General features: G+C 70.6%; 18 protein-coding genes and 1 pseudogene. 7 read left to right on the plus strand and 12 right to left on the minus strand.

Going from position 1 to position 18,333, the window contains the following annotated elements; translation table 11 throughout:
* Nucleotides 1–353 precede the first annotated feature (353 nt).
* Nucleotides 354–1,979 carry a chaperonin GroEL gene (gene groL, locus IU476_RS28240; RefSeq protein ID WP_195105194.1) on the minus strand — a complete coding sequence of 542 codons (1,626 nt, stop codon included), beginning with the start codon at nucleotides 1,977–1,979 and terminating at the stop codon, nucleotides 354–356.
* Nucleotides 1,980–2,169: 190 nt separating this feature from the next.
* Nucleotides 2,170–2,463: a hypothetical protein gene (locus tag IU476_RS28245; RefSeq protein WP_040751275.1), complete on the minus strand. Its 294-nt coding sequence runs from the start codon at nucleotides 2,461–2,463 to the stop codon at nucleotides 2,170–2,172.
* A gap of 95 nt (nucleotides 2,464–2,558) precedes the next feature.
* Here IU476_RS28245 and IU476_RS28250 point away from each other — a divergent pair, with 95 nt between their 5' ends.
* Nucleotides 2,559–3,323, plus strand: coding sequence for a trans-aconitate 2-methyltransferase (locus IU476_RS28250; RefSeq protein ID WP_195105196.1), 765 nt, complete (start codon nucleotides 2,559–2,561; stop codon nucleotides 3,321–3,323).
* Between the two features lie 307 nt (nucleotides 3,324–3,630).
* On the opposite strand, the pseudogene IU476_RS28255 reads toward IU476_RS28250, so the two are convergent.
* The 9 genes and pseudogenes from IU476_RS28255 to IU476_RS28295 form a co-directional block, all read right to left on the minus strand.
* Nucleotides 3,631–4,353: pseudogene (locus IU476_RS28255) on the minus strand (Clp protease N-terminal domain-containing protein); the annotation flags it as partial.
* A 70-nt stretch (nucleotides 4,354–4,423) separates the two neighbouring features.
* Nucleotides 4,424–5,506 carry an NAD(P)/FAD-dependent oxidoreductase gene (locus IU476_RS28260; protein WP_195105198.1) on the minus strand — a complete coding sequence of 361 codons (1,083 nt, stop codon included), beginning with the start codon at nucleotides 5,504–5,506 and terminating at the stop codon, nucleotides 4,424–4,426.
* Nucleotides 5,507–5,610: 104 nt separating this feature from the next.
* Complete coding sequence (locus IU476_RS28265; protein ID WP_324194379.1) at nucleotides 5,611–6,498, minus strand: RNA polymerase sigma-70 factor; 888 nt, start codon at nucleotides 6,496–6,498, stop codon at nucleotides 5,611–5,613.
* Nucleotides 6,499–6,655: 157 nt separating this feature from the next.
* Complete coding sequence (locus IU476_RS28270; protein ID WP_195105202.1) at nucleotides 6,656–6,880, minus strand: hypothetical protein; 225 nt, start codon at nucleotides 6,878–6,880, stop codon at nucleotides 6,656–6,658.
* 111 nt (nucleotides 6,881–6,991) lie between these two features.
* A complete protein-coding gene (locus tag IU476_RS28275) occupies nucleotides 6,992–7,426 on the minus strand; it encodes a hypothetical protein (RefSeq protein ID WP_228824478.1) in 435 nt (144 codons plus the stop codon).
* Between the two features lie 103 nt (nucleotides 7,427–7,529).
* The gene (locus IU476_RS28280; RefSeq protein ID WP_195105204.1) at nucleotides 7,530–7,883 is read right to left on the minus strand and encodes a UBP-type zinc finger domain-containing protein; all 354 of its coding nucleotides are present in this window, start codon (nucleotides 7,881–7,883) and stop codon (nucleotides 7,530–7,532) included.
* Nucleotides 7,883–9,361: an ATP-binding protein gene (locus IU476_RS28285; RefSeq protein WP_195105206.1), complete on the minus strand. Its 1,479-nt coding sequence runs from the start codon at nucleotides 9,359–9,361 to the stop codon at nucleotides 7,883–7,885. The genes IU476_RS28280 and IU476_RS28285 overlap by 1 nt, the downstream gene beginning before the upstream one ends.
* Nucleotides 9,362–9,372: 11 nt before the next feature.
* Nucleotides 9,373–11,046: an NAD(P)/FAD-dependent oxidoreductase gene (locus tag IU476_RS28290; RefSeq protein ID WP_195105209.1), complete on the minus strand. Its 1,674-nt coding sequence runs from the start codon at nucleotides 11,044–11,046 to the stop codon at nucleotides 9,373–9,375.
* A 67-nt stretch (nucleotides 11,047–11,113) separates the two neighbouring features.
* Entirely contained in the window at nucleotides 11,114–11,311 is a 198-nt protein-coding gene (locus IU476_RS28295) for a hypothetical protein (protein WP_195105211.1), read from the minus strand.
* A 243-nt stretch (nucleotides 11,312–11,554) separates the two neighbouring features.
* Here IU476_RS28295 and IU476_RS28300 point away from each other — a divergent pair, with 243 nt between their 5' ends.
* Nucleotides 11,555–12,004, plus strand: coding sequence for an SRPBCC family protein (locus tag IU476_RS28300; RefSeq protein WP_195105213.1), 450 nt, complete (start codon nucleotides 11,555–11,557; stop codon nucleotides 12,002–12,004).
* 71 nt (nucleotides 12,005–12,075) lie between these two features.
* Complete coding sequence (locus tag IU476_RS28305) at nucleotides 12,076–12,768, plus strand: SIMPL domain-containing protein (protein WP_195105215.1); 693 nt, start codon at nucleotides 12,076–12,078, stop codon at nucleotides 12,766–12,768.
* A gap of 7 nt (nucleotides 12,769–12,775) precedes the next feature.
* Here the strand turns inward: IU476_RS28305 and IU476_RS28310 are convergent, their stop codons facing one another.
* Nucleotides 12,776–13,804 (minus strand): beta-ketoacyl-ACP synthase III, encoded by a 1,029-nt coding sequence (locus IU476_RS28310; protein WP_195105217.1) that lies wholly within the window; start codon nucleotides 13,802–13,804, stop codon nucleotides 12,776–12,778.
* Nucleotides 13,805–14,057: 253 nt separating this feature from the next.
* Between IU476_RS28310 and IU476_RS28315 the strand changes: the two genes are divergently transcribed.
* The 4 genes from IU476_RS28315 (at nucleotide 14,058) to IU476_RS28330 (ending at nucleotide 18,321) form a co-directional block, all read left to right on the plus strand.
* Nucleotides 14,058–14,330: a GlsB/YeaQ/YmgE family stress response membrane protein gene (locus tag IU476_RS28315; protein WP_187685601.1), complete on the plus strand. Its 273-nt coding sequence runs from the start codon at nucleotides 14,058–14,060 to the stop codon at nucleotides 14,328–14,330.
* A gap of 145 nt (nucleotides 14,331–14,475) precedes the next feature.
* The gene (locus IU476_RS28320) at nucleotides 14,476–15,192 is read left to right on the plus strand and encodes a phosphatidylserine decarboxylase (RefSeq protein WP_195105219.1); all 717 of its coding nucleotides are present in this window, start codon (nucleotides 14,476–14,478) and stop codon (nucleotides 15,190–15,192) included.
* Entirely contained in the window at nucleotides 15,189–16,067 is an 879-nt protein-coding gene (locus IU476_RS28325; protein ID WP_195105222.1) for a CDP-alcohol phosphatidyltransferase family protein, read from the plus strand. Before IU476_RS28320 ends, IU476_RS28325 begins: the two co-directional genes overlap by 4 nt.
* A 37-nt stretch (nucleotides 16,068–16,104) precedes the next feature.
* The gene (locus IU476_RS28330; RefSeq protein WP_324194380.1) at nucleotides 16,105–18,321 is read left to right on the plus strand and encodes an AAA family ATPase; all 2,217 of its coding nucleotides are present in this window, start codon (nucleotides 16,105–16,107) and stop codon (nucleotides 18,319–18,321) included.
* The last annotated feature ends 12 nt before the right edge of the window (nucleotides 18,322–18,333 follow it).

An 18,333-nucleotide genomic window follows, 5' to 3' on the forward strand; every position in this document is an offset into this window, starting at 1 on the left:
TTAGCTCAGCCAGCCACCCCGAACCAAATCGGGGTCTCGGTCGAGCCAGTGTGATCTGTCCGGCGCTCATCGTCCAACCTCGTGTCCCTGACCTTTCGGCCCGGGTCGGTGTCCGTGTCGCTCTGACCTGGAATAAATTACGTGCCAACCGCTTTCGATGTCAAATCGCCTGGTCATGCGGCAGATTCGACACCGACGGGAACGCCGGCACCGAGCGATTCAACGCCCTTGCGCCGGAGTCTATTCCCGGAACCGACCCATTGGTTCCGAAATGCCGGAAGCCGGCCCACCGAAAAGGTGGACCGGCTTCCGCGAGACTCCGGCCGAGAATGCGCCGGAAGGTAAGGCCGGACTCAGAAGTCCATGCCGCCCATGCCACCGGTCGGGTCGCCCGCCGGAGCGGCCGCCTTCTCCGGCTTGTCGGCGACGACCGCCTCGGTGGTGAGGAACAGCGCCGCGATCGAGCCCGCGTTCTGCAGGGCCGAACGGGTCACCTTCACCGGGTCGGCGACGCCGGCCGCCAGCAGGTCCTCGTACTCGCCCGAGTCGGCGTTCAGGCCCTGGCCGGCGGGCAGGCCCGCGACCTTCTCGGCCACCACGCCGGGCTCCAGGCCCGCGTTGAAGGCGATCTGCTTCAGCGGCGCGGCCAGCGCGACCTTCACGATGTTCGCGCCGGTGGCCTCGTCGCCGGTCAGCTTCAGCTCTTCCAGAGCCGGGCCGGCCTGCAGCAGAGCCACGCCACCACCGGGCACGATGCCCTCCTCGACGGCGGCCTTGGCGTTGCGCACCGCGTCCTCGATGCGGTGCTTGCGCTCCTTGAGCTCCACCTCGGTGGCGGCGCCGGCCTTGATCACCGCAACACCGCCGGCCAGCTTGGCCAGGCGCTCCTGCAGCTTCTCGCGGTCGTAGTCGGAGTCGCTGTTCTCGATCTCGGTGCGGATCTGCGCGACCCGGCCCTTGATGGCCTCCGCGTCGCCCGCGCCGTCGACGATGGTGGTCTCGTCCTTGGTGACGACCACCTTGCGGGCCTGGCCCAGCAGGTCGACGGTGGCGTTCTCCAGGTTGAGGCCGACCTCTTCGCTGATGACCTCGCCGCCGGTCAGGATGGCGATGTCGGCCAGCTGCGCCTTGCGGCGGTCGCCGAAGCCCGGGGCCTTGACGGCGACGGACTTGAAGGTGCCGCGGATCTTGTTGACCACCAGGGTCGACAGGGCCTCGCCCTCGACGTCCTCGGCGATGATCAGCAGCGGCTTGCCGGCCTGGATGACCTTCTCCAGCAGCGGCAGCAGGTCCTTCACGGTCGACACCTTCGAGCCGACCAGCAGGATGTACGGGTCCTCGAGGACCGCTTCCTGGCGCTCGGGGTCGGTCACGAAGTAACCGGAGATGTAGCCCTTGTCGAAGCGCATGCCCTCGGTCAGCTCCAGCTGGAGACCGAAGGTGTTGCTCTCCTCGACGGTGATGACGCCTTCCTTGCCGACCTTGTCCATGGCCTCGGCGATCAGCTCACCGATGGACTGGTCGCCCGCCGAGATGGCGGCGGTGGCGGCGATCTGCTCCTTGGTCTCGACCTCCTTGGCCGACTCGAGCAGACGGTTGGTGACGGCCTCGACGGCCTTCTCGATGCCGCGCTTCAGACCCAGCGGGTTGGCGCCGGCCGCGACGTTGCGCAGACCCTCGCGCACCAGCGCCTGGGCCAGCACGGTCGCGGTGGTGGTGCCGTCGCCCGCGACGTCGTCGGTCTTCTTGGCGACTTCCTTGACCAGCTCGGCGCCGATCTTCTCGTAGGGGTCCTCCAGCTCGATCTCCTTGGCGATGGACACACCATCGTTGGTGATCGTGGGGGCGCCCCACTTCTTCTCCAGGACGACGTTGCGGCCCTTGGGGCCCAGCGTCACCTTGACAGCGTCGGCGAGGCTGTTCAGACCCCGCTCGAGGCCGCGGCGGGCCTCTTCGTCGTACGCAATCGTCTTGGCCATTGCGAAGTGATCCTCCAGGATTGGGGGTGACACGATGCTGGCCAGGCTCGGTGCCCGCGACGGACGAACGGGGGTGTCGTGGCTCCCGATCTCACCGTCCCGACCTGGCACTCACGGATCGAGAGTGCCAGATCCCTTTCTAGCACTCTGCGGTAGTGAGTGCAAGGTCATCGGCGGTGGTAGACGAGAACTACATGGTGTCGGTGACGCGCAGCGCCAGGGCGAGGAAGGCGTCGGTGCGCCGCTCCTCCGGCGAGCGCGGCTCGCCACGCTCGACCGTGACCTGCTCGGCGTCGTGCAGCAGCAACTCCGCCTCGATACGCATGATGGCACGGATGAACGGCGGGGCCACCTCGGGTGGGAGATCCCCGTTGACGATGTAGCTACCGTCCGGACCGTCCTCGGTTTGTACATAGGAAAGCGCGCGCAGCAGGTCAGCGCGCAGTTCCCCCGCGATTAGGTCGGAATCCACGTCATCCGCCATAGCGACATCGTATCTTGACAACCCTTGTGCAACCCGCATTCGGGTCATACAGTACGTACGTACGGTTTGGGTAGGCGCGAGGTTGGGAGCGGCCGATGTGGGATCCCCAGCAGTATCTGGCCTTCGACAACCACCGCTCACGGCCCTTTTTCGAACTGCTCGGGCGGATCGGCGCGGAGCGGCCGCGGCGGGTGGTGGATCTGGGGTGCGGACCCGGACACCTGACCACCACGCTCGCCGAGCGCTGGCCCGAGGCCGTCGTCGAGGCTTCCGACTCCTCGCCGCAGATGGTCGCCGCCGCGCGCGCCCGCGGCGTCCACGCCACCCTGCTCGACGTGCGCGAATGGGAGCCCGAACCGGACACCGACGTGGTCGTCTGCAACGCGGTGCTGCAGTGGGTGCCCGGCCACCCCGCCCTGCTCACCGACTGGGCGGCGAAACTGCCGTCGGACGCCTGGCTGGCCATCCAGGTCCCGGGCAACTTCGACGCCCCGTCGCATCGATCCATCCGCGAACTGGCCGCCCGGGACGACTGGCGCGAACGGCTCGAGCCCACCGGCGTCCTGCAGGCCCGCAACGTCCTCGACCCCACCGGCTACGCCACCGTCCTGACCGAGGCCGGCTGCGCCGTAGACGCCTGGGAGACCACCTACCTCCAGCGCCTGACCGGCGACGACCCGGTCCTGAAATGGGTCTCCGGCACGGCCCTGCGTCCCATCCGCGACGCCCTGGACGACGCGAGCTGGGACCGCTTCGTCACCGAACTGACCCCGCTACTGCGCGCCGCCTACCCCCGCCAACCGGACGGCACCACCTGGCTCCCGTTCCGCCGCGTCTTCGCCGTAGCCCGCAAGCCGTGACCCGGCGCGGGGGCGACACCGGCCGGATCGAAGGAGCCGCCGGTCGCGGGCCGTCCCCGGCGACTTGATGCGAACCGCCGTCGCTGACGTGGCGGGCGAGGAAGCTGGGTAGCGCTGTGGCGCAAGTCTTTCCGCTGGATCAGACGGTCGGGGGCTGCGGCGGGGTGGGCGGCACGGACGAACCCGGGGGTGTCGGCGGCTGCGGAGGCACGGGCGGGTTCGGGGGCTGGGGCGGGGTCGGAGGCTGGGCCGGGTTCGGGGAGCCGGGAGGGGGCGGGACGGCCGACCCTGGGGGCGTCGGGGTGGGAGATGATGTGCCCGTGACGAATTGGGCGAGTTGGGCGGCTATGTCGCGCTCCAGGTCGTCCTTGCGCAAGCCGAGGCCGGAGAGGACGCCGTTGCCGTCTTCCTGTTCCAGGAGGGCGAGCAGGATGTGTTCGGTGCCGATGTAGTTGTGGCCCAGGCGAAGTGCTTCGCGGAAGGTCAGTTCCAGGGCCTTGCGGGAGGCGGCGTTGTAGGGGATGAGTTCGGGGACCTCTTCTACCGCCGGGGGGAGTGCGGCGGTGGCGACCCGGCGCACGGCGTCCAGGGTGACGCCCTTGGCGACGATGGCGTGGGCCGCGAGACTCTCGGGCTCGCTGAGCAATCCGAGCACCAGGTGTTCGGGCCGGATCTCCGCGTTGCCCGCCGCGCGGGCCTCCTCCTGCGACGCCACGACCACCGAGCGCGCCCGCTCGGTGAAGCGCGCGAACCCGGCGTTCGGGTCCATCGCGGGGTCGGTGGTCGGCTTGGGGACGAACCGCTTCTGCGCGGCCTGCTTGGTGACGCCCATGCTGCCGCCGATGTCGGTCCAGGAGGCGCCGGCGCGGCGGGCCTGATCGACGAAGTGGCCGATCAGATGGTCGGCCACCTCGCCCAGGCGGCCGCCGACGACCACCGCGTCGGACAGCTGCTCCAGCACGTTGTCGGGGCGCGCCTTCTTGATGCCCTCGATCAGATCGTCGAGGCGGATATTTATTTGGTCTGCCATGCGTCAACAATAAGTTGACCCGAGGCATGTCGTCAACGAATAGTTGACGCCGGTTCGCTCAGGGCGAATGTCACCGCCGAACCGGCCGGGCCGCGCCGCGCACGATGCGTTCCTTGACCCACGCCGCCGTGCGGCCGGTGAGGATTCGGCGGGTCGGGGTGTCGTCGCGGCGGACGAACTGGACCACGGCATCGTGGCGGCCCAGGCTGAGGCACTGGAGGTAGTAGCGGAACCGCAGCGGGGCGGGCTCGTCGCCGCGCAGGCGGGCGCGGACCGACGCGGCGGCGTGCGAGCCGGTGGGCAGGGCCGTCGCGCAGGCCATGCGCAGCTCGCGGCCGCCGGGTCCGGCGATGGCGGCGCAGTCGCCGGCGGCGTAGATGTCCGGGTCGGAGGTGCGCAACGTCTCGTCGACCAGCAGGCGACCCCGGCCGTCCACGCTCAGTCCCGCCTCGGCGGCGAGCCGAGGAACCTCGAAACCCGTTGTCCACAGCATGTTTTCGGCGTCGATACGGGAGCCGTCGGCGAGCCGGAGTCCGTCCGGCAACACCTCGACCACCTTCGCCCCGGACTGCACTTCCACACCGAGCCGGTCCAGCGCGGCGCGGATGTGCCGCCGGGCGCCGTCGGACAGCCACGCACCCGGCTCCTCCGAACTCACCAGCGCGACAGCGAGTTCCGGGCGCGATTCGGCGAGTTCGGCGGCGGTCTCGATGCCCGTCGAGCCACCGCCGACGACGGCGACCCGACCGGTCACCGCGGCCCAGCGTTCGACATCCGTCAGGGTCGCCACGGTGTGAGCGTATTCCCGCACGCCCGCAACGCTTTCCACATCGGCGGCACTGCCGACGGCGTACACGAGAAAGTCGTAGCCGAGGTCCGTACCGTCGGCCAGCGCGATCCGTTTCGCCGCCGGATCGATCGACACCGCGCGCCCCTGGACGAAGTCGACGCCCTTGCGCCCCAGTGCTTCCGCGAGTTCCCAGCTCGGCACCCGCTGCCCGGCGGCGAGCTGGTGCAACCGCACCCGCTCGACGAACCGCGAGCGCGCGTCCACCACGGTGACCCGCGCCTCGCCCGCGCGGGCCAGCGCGCCCGCCGCCGACAGGCCCGCGTACCCGGCGCCCAACACGACGATCCGATGCTGTCCGGTCATGAGTGACTCCTTTTCGAGAAGGCCGACACTCCGAAGACCCGGCAGCCCGGACGAACCTGACAGCGGGCCGCGGTGGGCTGCGTCACACCATCGTCCCGCCGTCGTCAGCGCTGCCGATCCACGCGGGCGAAGTGCGCGAGTTTCTCCGGGTTCACGATGATGTGGACGGCGGCGATCACGTCTCCCTCGACCCGGGCCGACCCGACCATGAATACGGCCCCCTCGACCCGGGCGACGACCGCGGGCGCGCCGTTGACCTCCTCGAAAGTCAGTGCCAATCCCGGGATGTCGCGGGCGAGCAGCCCGGCCAGGTAGCGGGCCACCGACGTGGCTCCGGTCACCGGGCGACGTGCCGCGGTGACCTCGCCGCCGCCGTCGGCCGTCGCGACGACATCAGCGGCGAGCATCCGCTCCAACGCTGCCAGGTCGCCGGACCGCGCGGCCGCCAGGAAACGCTCGAACAACTGGCGGGCCTGCCTAGGTTCCGCGGCGAAGCGGGCGTTCCCGGTGCGCACGCGCCGGCGCGCACGGCTGTACAGCTGCTGGGAATTGGCCTCCGACAGCGCCAGCATCTCGGCGATCTCGCCGTGCGTGTACCCGAAGCCCTCGCGCAGCACGAAGACCGCGCGCTCCACCGGCGACAGCCGCTCCAGCAGCGTGAGCATCGCCAGCGACACCAGCTCGCGCTGCTCGGCCGATTCCAGCGGGCCGAGTTCGCCGCCCTCGGTGCGCACCGGTTCGGGCAGCCACGGCCCGACGTAGGACTCCCGGCGCGCCCGCGCCGAATCCAGCCAGCTGCGGCACACATTCACCACGATCGTGGTCAACCAGGCCTCGGCGGAACGGATTTCGCCGCGCTCGGTGCGCTCCCAGCGCAGGTAGGTCTCCTGCACGGCGTCCTCGGCCTCGCTCGCCGCGCCCAGCATGCGGTAGGCCAGGGCGAACAGGCGCGGGCGATGCGACTCGAACTCGGCCAGTCCCGTCTCGTCCACCCGCTCACCCGCCTTCGTCGGTAATCGTCGGGGGACGATACCCGGCGCGCGGATCGGGCCGCGCGCGCACCGGCCGAGGGCGAGCGGCCGGGGCGTGAGCGGCGCGGCGGGGCGGGTCCGGCCGGGGCGGGTGCAGTGCGAGCGCATCGGTGTCACGTCACTTCGGCGTGGTGGTCGGTGTCGCGGATTCCGTGGCGGGCGCGGGGATCGGCAGCCGGAGGTCCGGCAGCCGCAGCCGCGGACGTTCGGTGGTGGTCGGCGCGACGCTGGTGGTGTTCGGGGTGTTGCGGCGCAATTCGCTGCTGCCCGAGCCGGTGTCCGGATCGCACGCGGTGAGCGTCACGACGCCGGCGGCGAGCACCGCGATCACCAACTTCTGCACGGGATCTCTCCTGATCGGGCGTCACACCTGTCGTGACGCATGGGAGAGACGGTGCGCCACAGTGCTTATCGGCGACCAAAAGATCGGTTAAGGCGGCGTTCCCCGGAAGGGTTACTTCTGCGCGATCCCGATGGCGACGGCGACCGGGGTCTCGGCCTGGCTGCCGGAGAGGCAGACCAGTTTCGCGGTGCCCAGCGCCACATTGGGGCTGCCCTCGAACTTCGAGCCGGGGTTCTCCGCGAGCATCTGCTCCATCAGCGACTTCTCGCCGTCGGTGTCCAGATTCTTGAACTCGCCGCAGGTCGTCCGCGAGGCCGGGCCCAGCGACGCGTTCGCGGAGCCGGCCTCGGTGGTCGGGGCCGGCGCGGGGGACTCGGGCGCGCCGGGGGTGGCCGATGGCGCGGCGGGCGCGGGGGCCGGCGCGCTGGACTGCGCGTTCCTGCGCAGTCCGTTGGCGTCGGAGCCGGCGTCGTCGCTTCCGCCGCAGGCGGTCAGCCCCAGTGCCAGTGCGCCCAGCACGAGGGCGGTCGCCGAAAGTCGTTTCATAGCCACGTGAATCCCGGTTGTCGCGTGCACCGGGGGTCGGTCCGGCGCGCGTCGCAGCGTACCGGGCGCGGCCGAGATTGAAAACCCGGTGCACGCGGGCGGGTCAGTGGATCAGCTGCCGCCAATCGCGCGGCACCCGGTCGCGCGGGCCCGGCGCGGTCTGGTCCTCCGGGTGGTGGCGCGGCGGCGCGAGCGCGGGCCCCTCGCCGAACATCTCCTCGGTGCGGAAGTTCCAGAACCACTCCTCACCCGGCTCGTAGCTCTGCACGAACGGGTGGCCGGTCGCGGCGTAGTGCTTGCTGGCGTGCTGCGCCGGCGAGGAGTCGCAGCAGCCGACGTGCCCGCACTGCGCACAGCGGCGCAGGTGCACCCACCAGCCTTGGGCCGCTTCGCATTCCACGCAGCCCGGCCCACTCGGCGCCACGGCCGGATCGATGCCCTCGATCGGTTGTGCCATCACTCACCTCCAGGATTGGTTGCCGCGGAGTCGGTCTCGGCGGCCTCGCGACCGGCCGGACGCAGCGGCAGCCGGACGATGAACCGGGTGTCCCCGGGCGTGGACTCCACCCGGATGTCGCCGCCGTGCTTCTTCACCACGATCCGGAACGAGATGTCCAGTCCCAGACCGGTTCCCTCGCCGACCGGCTTGGTGGTGAAGAACGGCTCGAAGATCCGGCCGCGGATCTCCTCCGGCACGCCCGGCCCGGTGTCGCCGATCTCCACTGCCGCGCAGTCGTTCTCGTGATAGGTGCGCACGGTGAGCGTGCCCTGCCCGGCCATCGCGCCGACCGCGTTGTCGATCAGGTTGGTCCACACCTGGTTCAATTCCGCCGCGTAGCAAGGGACTTCGGGCAGGGTGCGGTCGTAGTCCTTGACCACCTCGATGCCGTCGCCGATCTTGCGGGCCAGCATCACCAGCGTGCTGTCGAGCAGTTCGTGGATGTCGACCACCTGGAACGGCGCCCGGTCCATCTGCGAGTACTGCTTGGCCGCGTTCACCAGCGAGGAGATCCGCACGGTGGAGTCGGTGATCTCGTTCATCAGCAGCTCGGTCTCGACCGTGTAGTTCAGCCAGCGGATCGCGCCCTCGAACACGCCGCTGTCGGCGCCCTCCAGCGTGCCCGCGACCTTCTCCAGCCAGTCGGTGTCGAAACCGGCCTGCACGAACGTGGGCGCGATGTCCCAGCCGTTGGCGATGCCGTGCTCGGTGAGCCAGTCGCCGAGTTCGTCCTCGCGGTCGGCGGCCTCGAGCGTGGTGAGCGTCGGCGCCTTGGCGACCTGGGTGGCCGCCTCCTCCTGCAACTGCACCAGCGCTTCCAGCGCCGCGGAGTCGAACTTGCCGTGCGCCATCATCTTCAGCTTGTGCCGCATTCCGGCGACCCGGTCGCGCAGCGAGGACGTGGCCCGCACCGCCGCGGCCGCCGGATTGTTCAGCTCGTGGGTCAGGCCCGCCGACAGCGAGCCCAGCGCCAGCAGCCGCTCGCGCTGCCCGATGATCTCGTTGGCGTTGCGGTTGCCGAAGAACACGCCCTCGAGCAGGTGCAGTGCCATCGGGAACCACTCCTGCATCATGCGGGCGAAGGTTCCGGCGTCGAGCACGAAGAACTTCGACGGCCTGGTGACCGTGAGGGTGCCGGTGTAGTTCTGATCGGCCTTGTCGCCCATGTAGGCGGTCCAGGCGCCCGCGTAGGAGCCCCGGTGGTCGGTGCGAACCAGCTCGATCTCCTCACCGGCGGACAGCTTGGTCAGCACCACCTCGCCGTCCATCAGCACGTAGAAGCAGGTCGCCGGGTCGCCCTCGCGGAACACCAGCCCGGGCTCGAACAGCTCCACCCGCCCGTCGCGGCACAGCCAGGCCAGCTGGTCGCCGTCGAGCTTCTCGAACAGGAAAAGCGTCCGGAGTTCCTCCGGATCGCAGATCACCTGGGTGCCCATCCGCACGCCTCCTACTGTCTCGCGATGTATCGGTGGACGAGCATGACCGCCATCGCGCCCTCGCCCACGGCGGACGCGACCCGTTTCGCCGACTCCGAGTGCACGTCGCCGGCCACGAAGACACCGGGGACGCTGGTCTCCAGGTGGTGCGGCGGGCGCGGCAGCTCCCAGCCCGCCGGACGATTGCCGTCGACCAGCAGATCCGGTCCGGCCAGCACGTACCCGTCGGGGTCGCGCGCTACCAGGCCGTCGAGCCAGTCGGTCTCGGGTGCGGCGCCGATGAACAGGAACAACCGTTCGGCGTCCACTTTTTCTTCCGCGCCCGTGGCGTTGTTGCGCAGCACGATGCGTTCCAGGTGGTCCTCCCCGTCGGCGGAGACCACCTCGGTGCAGGTGTGCACCTTGATGTTGGGGATCTGCTCGATCTGCCGGATCAGGTAGTGCGACATCGACTTCTCGAGCGAATCCGAGCGCACCAGGATGTGCACGGTCTGCGCGTTGCGGGACAGGAACACCGCCGCCTGGCCCGCCGAGTTCGCGCCGCCCACGATGTAGACGTCGCGGCCGGCGCAGTCGGCGGCCTCGGTCATCGCCGAACCGTAGTACACGCCGCGGCCGGTGAAGTCGTCCACGCCGGGCGCGGGATGGTGGCGGTAGTTGACGCCGGTGGCGATCAGCACCGAGTGCGCGGCGACCGAACTGCCGTCGTCGAAGCGCACCACCCGCGCCGAACCGCACACCTCCAGCCCGACCACGCGACGGGCGGTGATCAGCTCGGCGCCGAATTTCACGGCCTGCCGCCGCGCCCGGTCGGCCAGCTGCGCGCCCGACAATCCGTCGGGGAAGCCCAGGTAGTTCTCGATCCGCGAACTCTGGCCCGCCTGCCCGCCCGTGGCGGTGCGTTCCACCAGCACCGTGCGCAAGCCCTCGGACGCGCCGTACACCGCGGCGCCCAGCCCGGCCGGGCCGCCGCCCACCACGATCAGGTCGTAGAAGTCCCCGGTCGGGTCGGTGTTCAGGCCGACGCTGCCGGCCAGTTCGCTGTCGGTGGGCGTGATCAGGGCCTGGCCCGCGGCATCGATCACCACCGGGCACTGGTCCTCGTCGGCCCCGGCGGCCTGCAGCAGCCGCGCGCCCTCCGGCTCGTCGGCCAGGTACCAGCGGTAGGGCAGCTGGTTGCGGGCGAGGAATTCGCGCACTTCCGAACAGCGGGCCGACCACCGGTGGCCGATCACCTTGGTCTCGTGCACCGGGCGGTGTTCGTCGCCGCGCCAGGCCTCCAGCAGCGCGTCGACGACCGGATAGAGCTTCTCCTCCGGCGGATCCCAGGGCTTGAGCAGATAGTGATCGAGATCGACGACATTGATCGCCTCGATGGCGGCATTGGTGTCGGCGTAGGCGGTCAGCAATACCCGGCGCGCGTACGGGTGCAGATCCATAGCCTGCTCGAGGAATTCGATGCCGTCCATCCCCGGCATCCGGTAATCGGCGATCAACACGGCGACGGGTTGGCCCCGCAGTTTCATCTCGCGCAGCGCGTCGAGCGCGGCCGCGCCCGATTCGGCGCGCAGAATCCGGTAATCCGCGCCGTAGCGGCGTCGCAAGTCGCGGACCACGGCCCGGGAGACGCCCGGATCGTCGTCGACGCTCAGGATTGCCGGTTTGGCGACAGCTGGTGAAGTCACACCGAAAGTATGGGCGTCGGATCGAGTCCGCGCGCCCCGCACCCGGTCAGCGGTACCGGATGTTCGCTCACAGCCGATGTTGCTGGACCAGGTCCAGCTCCGTCGGAGTCAGCAACCGCTCCAGTCGTTCCTCGCGCTCGGCGGCCTTGCGCCGGGTGTTCCCGCCACCCGGTCCGGTGGCGGTGGTGAGCTCTTCGGAATCGGAAACAGGTAGTAGCGGAACGGAATCCGCCTGCCTGCGATGGAGGAGAAAGTGCAGTTTCACGGCCACTCACCTCACGGGGGACGAAAACTCGGGCTCGGTCGGTTGCTTCGTTGCCTTCCGCTTCCTCTATCTGCCATTGTGCGTCGCTTATTACAGGACGGGGTACCCCTCACATCAGAATGTGATCTAGTTGATTTTCGATCGAATGTGGCCCGCATCACCGATCCCACGCCGTAGTGGGTACACGAACACGCTGTCCCAGTAGGATTCCCGGTACCGATCGTCACACTCCCGGAGGCAGCGTTGCCGAACACACTCGAAGCCACCGTCGACATCTCCGCGCCGCCGGAGCGGGTCTGGGCGGTGGTCTCGGATCTGAAGCGGATGCCGGAATTCAGCCCGAACACGGTCCGGATGGTCCCGCTGGGCACACCGCGCAGCGGCACCTGGACGGTCAACCTCAACCGCGACGGACGCAAGTACTACCCGACCACCTCGCGCATCGTGCGCTACGAACCGCACCGCGCCTTCGCCTTCCGGATGAACGAGAACGGCACGGTGTGGAGCTACACCCTGGAGCCGACCGAGTCCGGCACCCGGCTGACCGAACGCCGCGACGTGCCCAACGGGGTCCGCAAGCCGGTGCGCGTGCTCATCGACGCGTTCCTCGGCGGTGAGCAGCAGTTCGAGGCGAATCTGGTGCGCGGCATGAACGAGACCCTCGGCAAGATCAAGGCCGCGGCCGAGAGGTAGATCCGCACAGGCGGATTCGCGGCCGGGCGTGTTCGCCGGACATCGGCGCCCGACGCGCGTAGGTTCCGCTCATGCGACCAATCCTCGGCGCGGTGGCCGCGCTCGCCGGCACGACCGCCCTGCTGTCCGGGTGCGGCGGCTCCGATCACGCGGAGCCGAGTCGCGACGTCACCGTCGTCGGCACCGGACAGGTGCGCGGCGCTCCCGACACGTTGAACGCCGATCTCGGGGTCGAGGTGACCGCGCCGGACGTGTCCACCGCCATCCAGACCGCCAACGGCCGCGCGGCGGCGGTGAACGACGCCGTCGCCGCGGCCGGCGTGGCCCGCGAGGACATCCGGACCACCGACGTCTCGCTGCAACCGCAGTACGGGCCCGACCGGACCGTGACCGGCTACCGCGCGACGAACACCGTGCACCTCACCGTGCGGGATCTGTCGAAGGCGTCGGGAGTGCTCGATGCCGCGGTGCGGGCCGGCGGCAACGAGGCCCGCATCGACGGGGTGTCCTTCGCGCTCGACGACAACTCCAAGCTGCTCGCCGACGCCCGCGCCCGCGCCTTCGCCGACGCCAAGTCGCGGGCCGAGCAGTACGCGGTGCTGTCGGGGCTGAAGCTGCGAGAGGTGAAGTCCATCAACGAGACTCGCAGCGGCGGCGGCGAACCGCCGACGCCGCGTGCGCAGTTCGCCCGGCCCGACGTGCCGCTCGAGCCGGGGTTGCAGACGGTGACCTTCGACGTCACCGTCACCTGGAATATGGCGTGAGGCAGGGTCACTGCCAGTTCGGCAGCTTCACGACCTGCGCCGCGTAGGACAGGCCCGCACCGAACGCGACCAGCAGCGCGTCGGCGCCGGGCTTGGTCTCGCCGCTGCGTAGTAAGGCCTCCATGGCCAGCGGGATCGAGGCCGCCGAGGTGTTGCCCGTCTCCTCGATGTCGTTGGCCAGGGCGCAGCTGGCCGGGAGCTTCAGCTCGCGGGCCATGATCTCGATGATCCGGCCGTTGGCCTGGTGCGGGACCATCGCGTCCAGGTCGTCGGGGGTCAGGCCGGCGCGCTCGATGGCGTCCAGGCAGACCTTCTTCAGCGAGTGCGCGGCCCAGCGGAACACCGCGGTGCCCTCCATCGCCAGGTACGGGCGCACGGCGTCGAGGCCCTGGTCCTCGATCTCGCCGAAGAACTCCATCCAGTCCTTGTCCTGGCGGATGGCGTGGTGCTGGGTGCCGTCGGAACCCCAGACGGTGGGGCCGATGCCGGGCTCGTCGGACGGGCCGATGACGACCGCGCCCGCGCCGTCGGCGAACAGGAACGCGGTGCCGCGGTCGGCCGGGTTGATCGCGTCGGTGAGCCGCTCGACGCCGATGACCAGTGCGTGGCCCGCGCTGCCGCCCTTCACCAGGTCCGACGCCAGGCCCACCGCGTGGCAGAACCCGGCGCAGCCGGCCGAGATGTCGAACGCGGCGGGGTTGTTCATGCCCAGTTCGGTGGCGATCTGCGGGGCGGCGGCCGGGGTGAGCAGCAGCCAGGTGGAGGTGGCCACGATGACGCAGCCGATCTGGTCGGGGGTGACGCCGGCCGCGGCCAGGGCGTCGCGCGCCGCCGCGGCGCTCATGGCGATGATCGTCTCGGAATCGGACGCGAACCGGCGGGTCTTGATGCCCGAGCGGGTGCGAATCCATTCGTCGCTGGAATCGATCGGTCCGGCCACCTCGTCGTTGGTGACGACCCGAGCCGGGCGGTACACGCCGAGCCCGAGCATCGCGGTGTGCTCCGCCCCCGTGACCTGGGCGAGTCGAGCAGCCATCGTGCTTCTCCTTGGTACCTGCCGGCAGGCGTGTCCCGGGCCCGCCGGCCCCACCCGCGCATCGAACATTCCTTCATCGGGCACCCCGTCCACGGTCGAGCTACGTGACCGTAGACATGAGGCCCCCTCATATTAGCCGGAAGATTATCGGGCGGCGTGGGTATTGTCACAATCGATCGGGTATTGCCAGTTCGCACGCCGGTTATCCGAACCGGTAGTGAAGCCCTGTTCCTACGAGTGATTCGAGGACATCATGCTCGGTCTCGGAATTATCGGTTGGATCATCATCGGCGGCCTGGCCGGTTGGATCGCCAGCAAGTTCATGGGGACGGACGCCCAGCAGGGCATCTTCCTCAACATCGTGGTCGGCGTCGTCGGCGGCCTCATCGGCGGTTTCCTGCTGAAGCTGTTGGGCGTCGACGTCGAGGGCGGCGGGATCATCTTCAGCTTCCTGACCTGCCTCGGCGGCGCGGCGATCCTGCTGTTCCTGGTGGGCCTGGTCACCGGGCGCCGCAAGGTCGGCTAGCCACGACCCTTCGCACTGCCGCGACGGCCGCTCGGCCGCCGCGGCAGTGTGCTGCCGGGGCGCGGAAGTGCTGTCGCAGCACACCCTCCCACGCGGCACTTCCCGTATGGTGTGTGCGACTTGTCCATGCACGAAAGAGGAGCCCGTGGCCCGCCGCCCCACCCCGCCCGGCACGCCCGACCGGACCGGTCTCGGTCATGTCGCCGACCTGGTCCGCGATGCGATTCCGCCGCTGCACCCCGCCGGACTGCCGTTCGTGGCGACGCCGCTGGCCGTCGCGCTGCTGGGCCGACGCCGGAAGTGGCTGCGCCGCAGCGGTTTCGCGGCCGCAGCGGCGACGGCGGCGTTCTTCCGGCACCCGCACCGGGTGCCGCCGAACCGGGCGAACGTCGTGGTCGCGCCCGCCGACGGCCAGATCGCGCTGGTCGACACCGCGGTACCGCCCGCCGAACTGAACCTCGGCGACGCCGAACTGCCGCGGGTGAGCATCTTCCTGTCGGTGCTGGACGTGCACGTGCAGCGCACCCCGGTGTCGGGCACCGTGCGCGAGATCGCCTATCAGCGCGGGCAATTCCGCTCCGCCGACCTGCCCGAGGCCAGCGCGGTCAACGAGCGCAACAGCATGGTGCTCGAGACCGACGCCGGCCAACTGGTGACGGTGGTCCAGATCGCGGGCCTGCTGGCCCGCCGGATCGTGTGCGACGCCGCGCTCGGCGACAAGCTGGTCATCGGCGAGACCTACGGGCTGATCCGGTTCGGTTCGCGCGTCGACACCTACTTCCCGGCCGGGACCGAGCTGCTGGTCACGCCCGGGCAGCGCACCATCGGCGGGGAGACGGTGCTCGCCGAACTGCTGTCATGATCGAAGAGACCGTGACCGAGCACGGCCGGCGGCGACGGACGGTCCGGCTGCTCCCGAGCATCGTCACGATCATGGCGCTGTGCGCCGGGCTGTCGGCGGTGAAGTTCGCGCTGGAGGGTTCGCTGGCCACCGCCGTCGCGATGATCGGCGCGGCGGCCGTGCTCGACACCCTCGACGGGCGGCTGGCCCGGATGCTGTCCGCCACCACCAAGATCGGCGCCGAGCTGGACTCGCTCGCCGACGCCATCTCCTTCGGCGTCGCGCCCGCGCTGGTGCTGTACGTGACGTTCCTGCGGCAGGACAGCGCGGGCTGGATCATCGCGCTGATCTACGCGGTGAGCATCGTGCTGCGGCTGGCCCGGTTCAACACGCTGATGGACGACGACACCCGCCCCGACTGGCAGCGCGAGTATTTCGTCGGGGTGCCCGCGCCGGCCGCCGCGCTGATCGCGTTGCTGCCGCTGGCCGTGCACGAGCAGTTCGGCAGCGGCTGGTGGAACAACTTTCCGGTGGCGGCGGCCTGGACGGTGTTCGCGGCGCTACTGGCCGTCAGCACCATTCCGACGCTGGCGATGAAGTCGGTGTCGGTGGCGCCGCAGGCGGCGGCGCTGCTGCTGGTGCTGACCGCGCTCACCGCGGCCGCGCTGGTCACCTACCCGCTGATCCTGCTCATGGTGCTGATCGGCCTCTACCTGGCCCACATCCCGTTCGCCTGGCGCTCGCAGCGCTGGGTCGCGGCCCGACCGGAGACCTGGCACCACAAACCGGCCGAACGCCGCGCCCAGCGCCGCGCCGACCGCCGCCGCCCGGCGCTGCGCGTACCGGTGTCGACCTCCCGCTTGCGGCTGCGCCGCCCGGGCGCCCGCCAGCGCTGAACGGTCGCGCCCGGCGGACACCCCCATAATGGGTCGGGTGCCGGAACTGTCGCTCACCGCCCGCCTGAACCGCTCGGCCGCCGACACCCGCCGGGGGGTGGTGCGGCTACATCCGGAAGCGCTCGCGGCGCTGGGTTTGCGGGAGTGGGACGGGATCGCGCTGATCGGGTCGCGGCGCACGGCGGCGGTGGCCGGGGTGGCGCCCGCGGGTACGCCGGCCGGGGTGATCCTGCTCGACGACGTGACGCTGTCCAACGCGGGCGTGCGCGAGGACGCGACGGTGGTGGTGGCGCCGGTGACGGTGTTCGGGGCGCGGCAGCTCTCGGTGACCGGCTCGACACAGGCCACCCACACCATTCCGGAGACCACGCTGCGACAGGCGCTGCTCGGCAAGGTCGTCACCGTCGGTGACGCGGTATCCCTACTGCCGCGCGATCTGGGTCCGGGCACCAGCACCGCGGCTGCGACACAGGCACTTTCGCGCACCTTCGGCATCGCGTGGACCTCCGAGCTGCTCACCGTCACCGCGACCGACCCGGTGCGCGGACCGGTCAGCGTGCAGCCGAACAGCGCGGTGGTGTGGGGCACCGGGGTGCCGGCGGCCGACGCGTCGCACGATCCCGGCGCGGGCCCCGACAGCCAATCCGTCGCACCGGGCACGCGGATGCGGGTGCGGGAGCGGCCGTCCGCGGTGGACGTCGCCGATCTGGCCGGGGTGCGCCCGCAGGCCGCGAAGCTGTCGGAGTGGCTGAGCCTCGCCCTCGACGAACCGGAACTGCTCAAAACACTCGGCGCCCCACCGCATCTCGGCGTGCTGGTCACCGGCCCGGCCGGCGCGGGCAAGGCGACGCTGGCGCGGGCGGTGGCGACGCCGCGGCGCATCGTCGAACTCGACGGCCCGACGGTGGGCGCCACCGAGAGCGGCACCCGGCTGCGCGAGGTGGGTCTCGCGGTGTCCGAAATCTGTTCCGGCGCGGGCGGAGTGCTGCTGATCACCGACATCGACGCGCTGCTGCCGGCCGATCCGGAGCCGGTCGCCACCCTGATCCTCGATCAGTTGCGCGCGGCGGTGGCCACGCCCGGAGTCGCCTTCCTGGCCACCACCTCTCACCCCGCCGGCATCGACACCCGTTTGCGCGCACCGGATCTGTGCGATCGCGAGGTCGCGCTGACGCTGCCGACCGCGGCGGTGCGCAAGGACCTGCTCGAGCAGCTGCTGCGCAAGGTGCCCACCGGCGAGTTGAGGCTGGAGGAGATCGCCGCTCGCACACCGGGTTTCGTGGTCTCGGACCTGGCCGCGCTGTGCCGGGAGGCGGCGCTGCGCGCGGCGTCGCGGGCCAGCCGCGACCACAGCGACCCGGTGCTCACCCAGCCGGACCTGCTCGGCGCGCTGGAGGTGATTCGCCCGCTGTCGCGGTCGGGCACCGAGGAATTGGCGATCGGCAGTCTCAGTCTCGACGACGTCGGCGACATGGTCGAGACCAAGCAGGCGCTGACCGAGGCGGTGCTCTGGCCGCTGCGCCACCCGGATTCGTTCGCCCGGCTCGGCATCGACCCGCCGCGCGGGGTGCTGCTGTACGGGCCGCCGGGGTGCGGCAAGACGTTCCTGGTGCGGGCGCTGGCAGGTAGCGGGCAGCTCAGCGTGCACGCGGTCAAAGGCGCCGAGCTGATGGACAAGTGGGTCGGCTCGTCGGAGCGCGCGGTGCGCGAATTGTTCCAGCGCGCCCGCGATTCCGCGCCGTCGCTGATCTTCCTGGACGAGGTGGACGCGCTGGCCCCGCGCCGCGGCCAGAGCAGCGACTCCGGTGTCGGCGACCGCGTGGTGGCGGCGCTGCTCACCGAGTTGGACGGTGTGGAACCGCTGCGCGACGTCGTGGTGGTGGGCGCGACCAACCGCCCCGAGCTGATCGACCCGGCCCTGACCCGCCCCGCCCGCCTCGAGCGCCTGGTGTTCGTGCCGCCCCCGGACGCCGCCGCCCGTACCGAAATCCTGCGCACCGCAAGCCGTTCGGTCCCCCTGGCCGCCGACGTCGACCTCCCCGCCCTGGCCGCCGACCTGGACGGCTACTCCGCCGCCGACTGCGCGGCCCTGCTGCGCGAGGCCGCCCTGGCCGCCATGCGCCGCGACGTAGAGGCGGCCGATATCACCGCGGGCGACGTCGCCGCCGCCCGCGCCGCGGTCCGTCCGTCCCTGGATCCGGCCCAGGTGGAATCGCTCCGCAAATTCGCCGACCAACGCAACGGATCGCTTTAGCCCGCCCCGCCC

Source organism: Nocardia blacklockiae (genome assembly GCF_015477355.1).
Classification (GTDB): Bacteria; Actinomycetota; Actinomycetes; order Mycobacteriales; family Mycobacteriaceae; genus Nocardia; species Nocardia blacklockiae.

Bases quoted from the DNA above. Each gene is read 5' to 3' on its own strand.
- groL (WP_195105194.1), bottom strand. From the start codon at position 1,979: ATGGCCAAGACGATTGCGTACGACGAAGAGGCCCGCCGCGGCCTCGAG.
- IU476_RS28245 (WP_040751275.1), bottom strand. From the start codon at position 2,463: ATGGCGGATGACGTGGATTCCGACCTAATCGCGGGGGAACTGCGCGCT.
- IU476_RS28250 (WP_195105196.1), top strand. From the start codon at position 2,559: ATGTGGGATCCCCAGCAGTATCTGGCCTTCGACAACCACCGCTCACGG.
- IU476_RS28260 (WP_195105198.1), bottom strand. From the start codon at position 5,506: ATGACCGGACAGCATCGGATCGTCGTGTTGGGCGCCGGGTACGCGGGC.
- IU476_RS28275 (WP_228824478.1), bottom strand. From the start codon at position 7,426: ATGAAACGACTTTCGGCGACCGCCCTCGTGCTGGGCGCACTGGCACTG.
- IU476_RS28280 (WP_195105204.1), bottom strand. From the start codon at position 7,883: ATGGCACAACCGATCGAGGGCATCGATCCGGCCGTGGCGCCGAGTGGG.
- IU476_RS28285 (WP_195105206.1), bottom strand. From the start codon at position 9,361: ATGGGCACCCAGGTGATCTGCGATCCGGAGGAACTCCGGACGCTTTTC.
- IU476_RS28305 (WP_195105215.1), top strand. From the start codon at position 12,076: ATGCGACCAATCCTCGGCGCGGTGGCCGCGCTCGCCGGCACGACCGCC.
- IU476_RS28310 (WP_195105217.1), bottom strand. From the start codon at position 13,804: ATGGCTGCTCGACTCGCCCAGGTCACGGGGGCGGAGCACACCGCGATG.
- IU476_RS28315 (WP_187685601.1), top strand. From the start codon at position 14,058: ATGCTCGGTCTCGGAATTATCGGTTGGATCATCATCGGCGGCCTGGCC.
- IU476_RS28325 (WP_195105222.1), top strand. From the start codon at position 15,189: ATGATCGAAGAGACCGTGACCGAGCACGGCCGGCGGCGACGGACGGTC.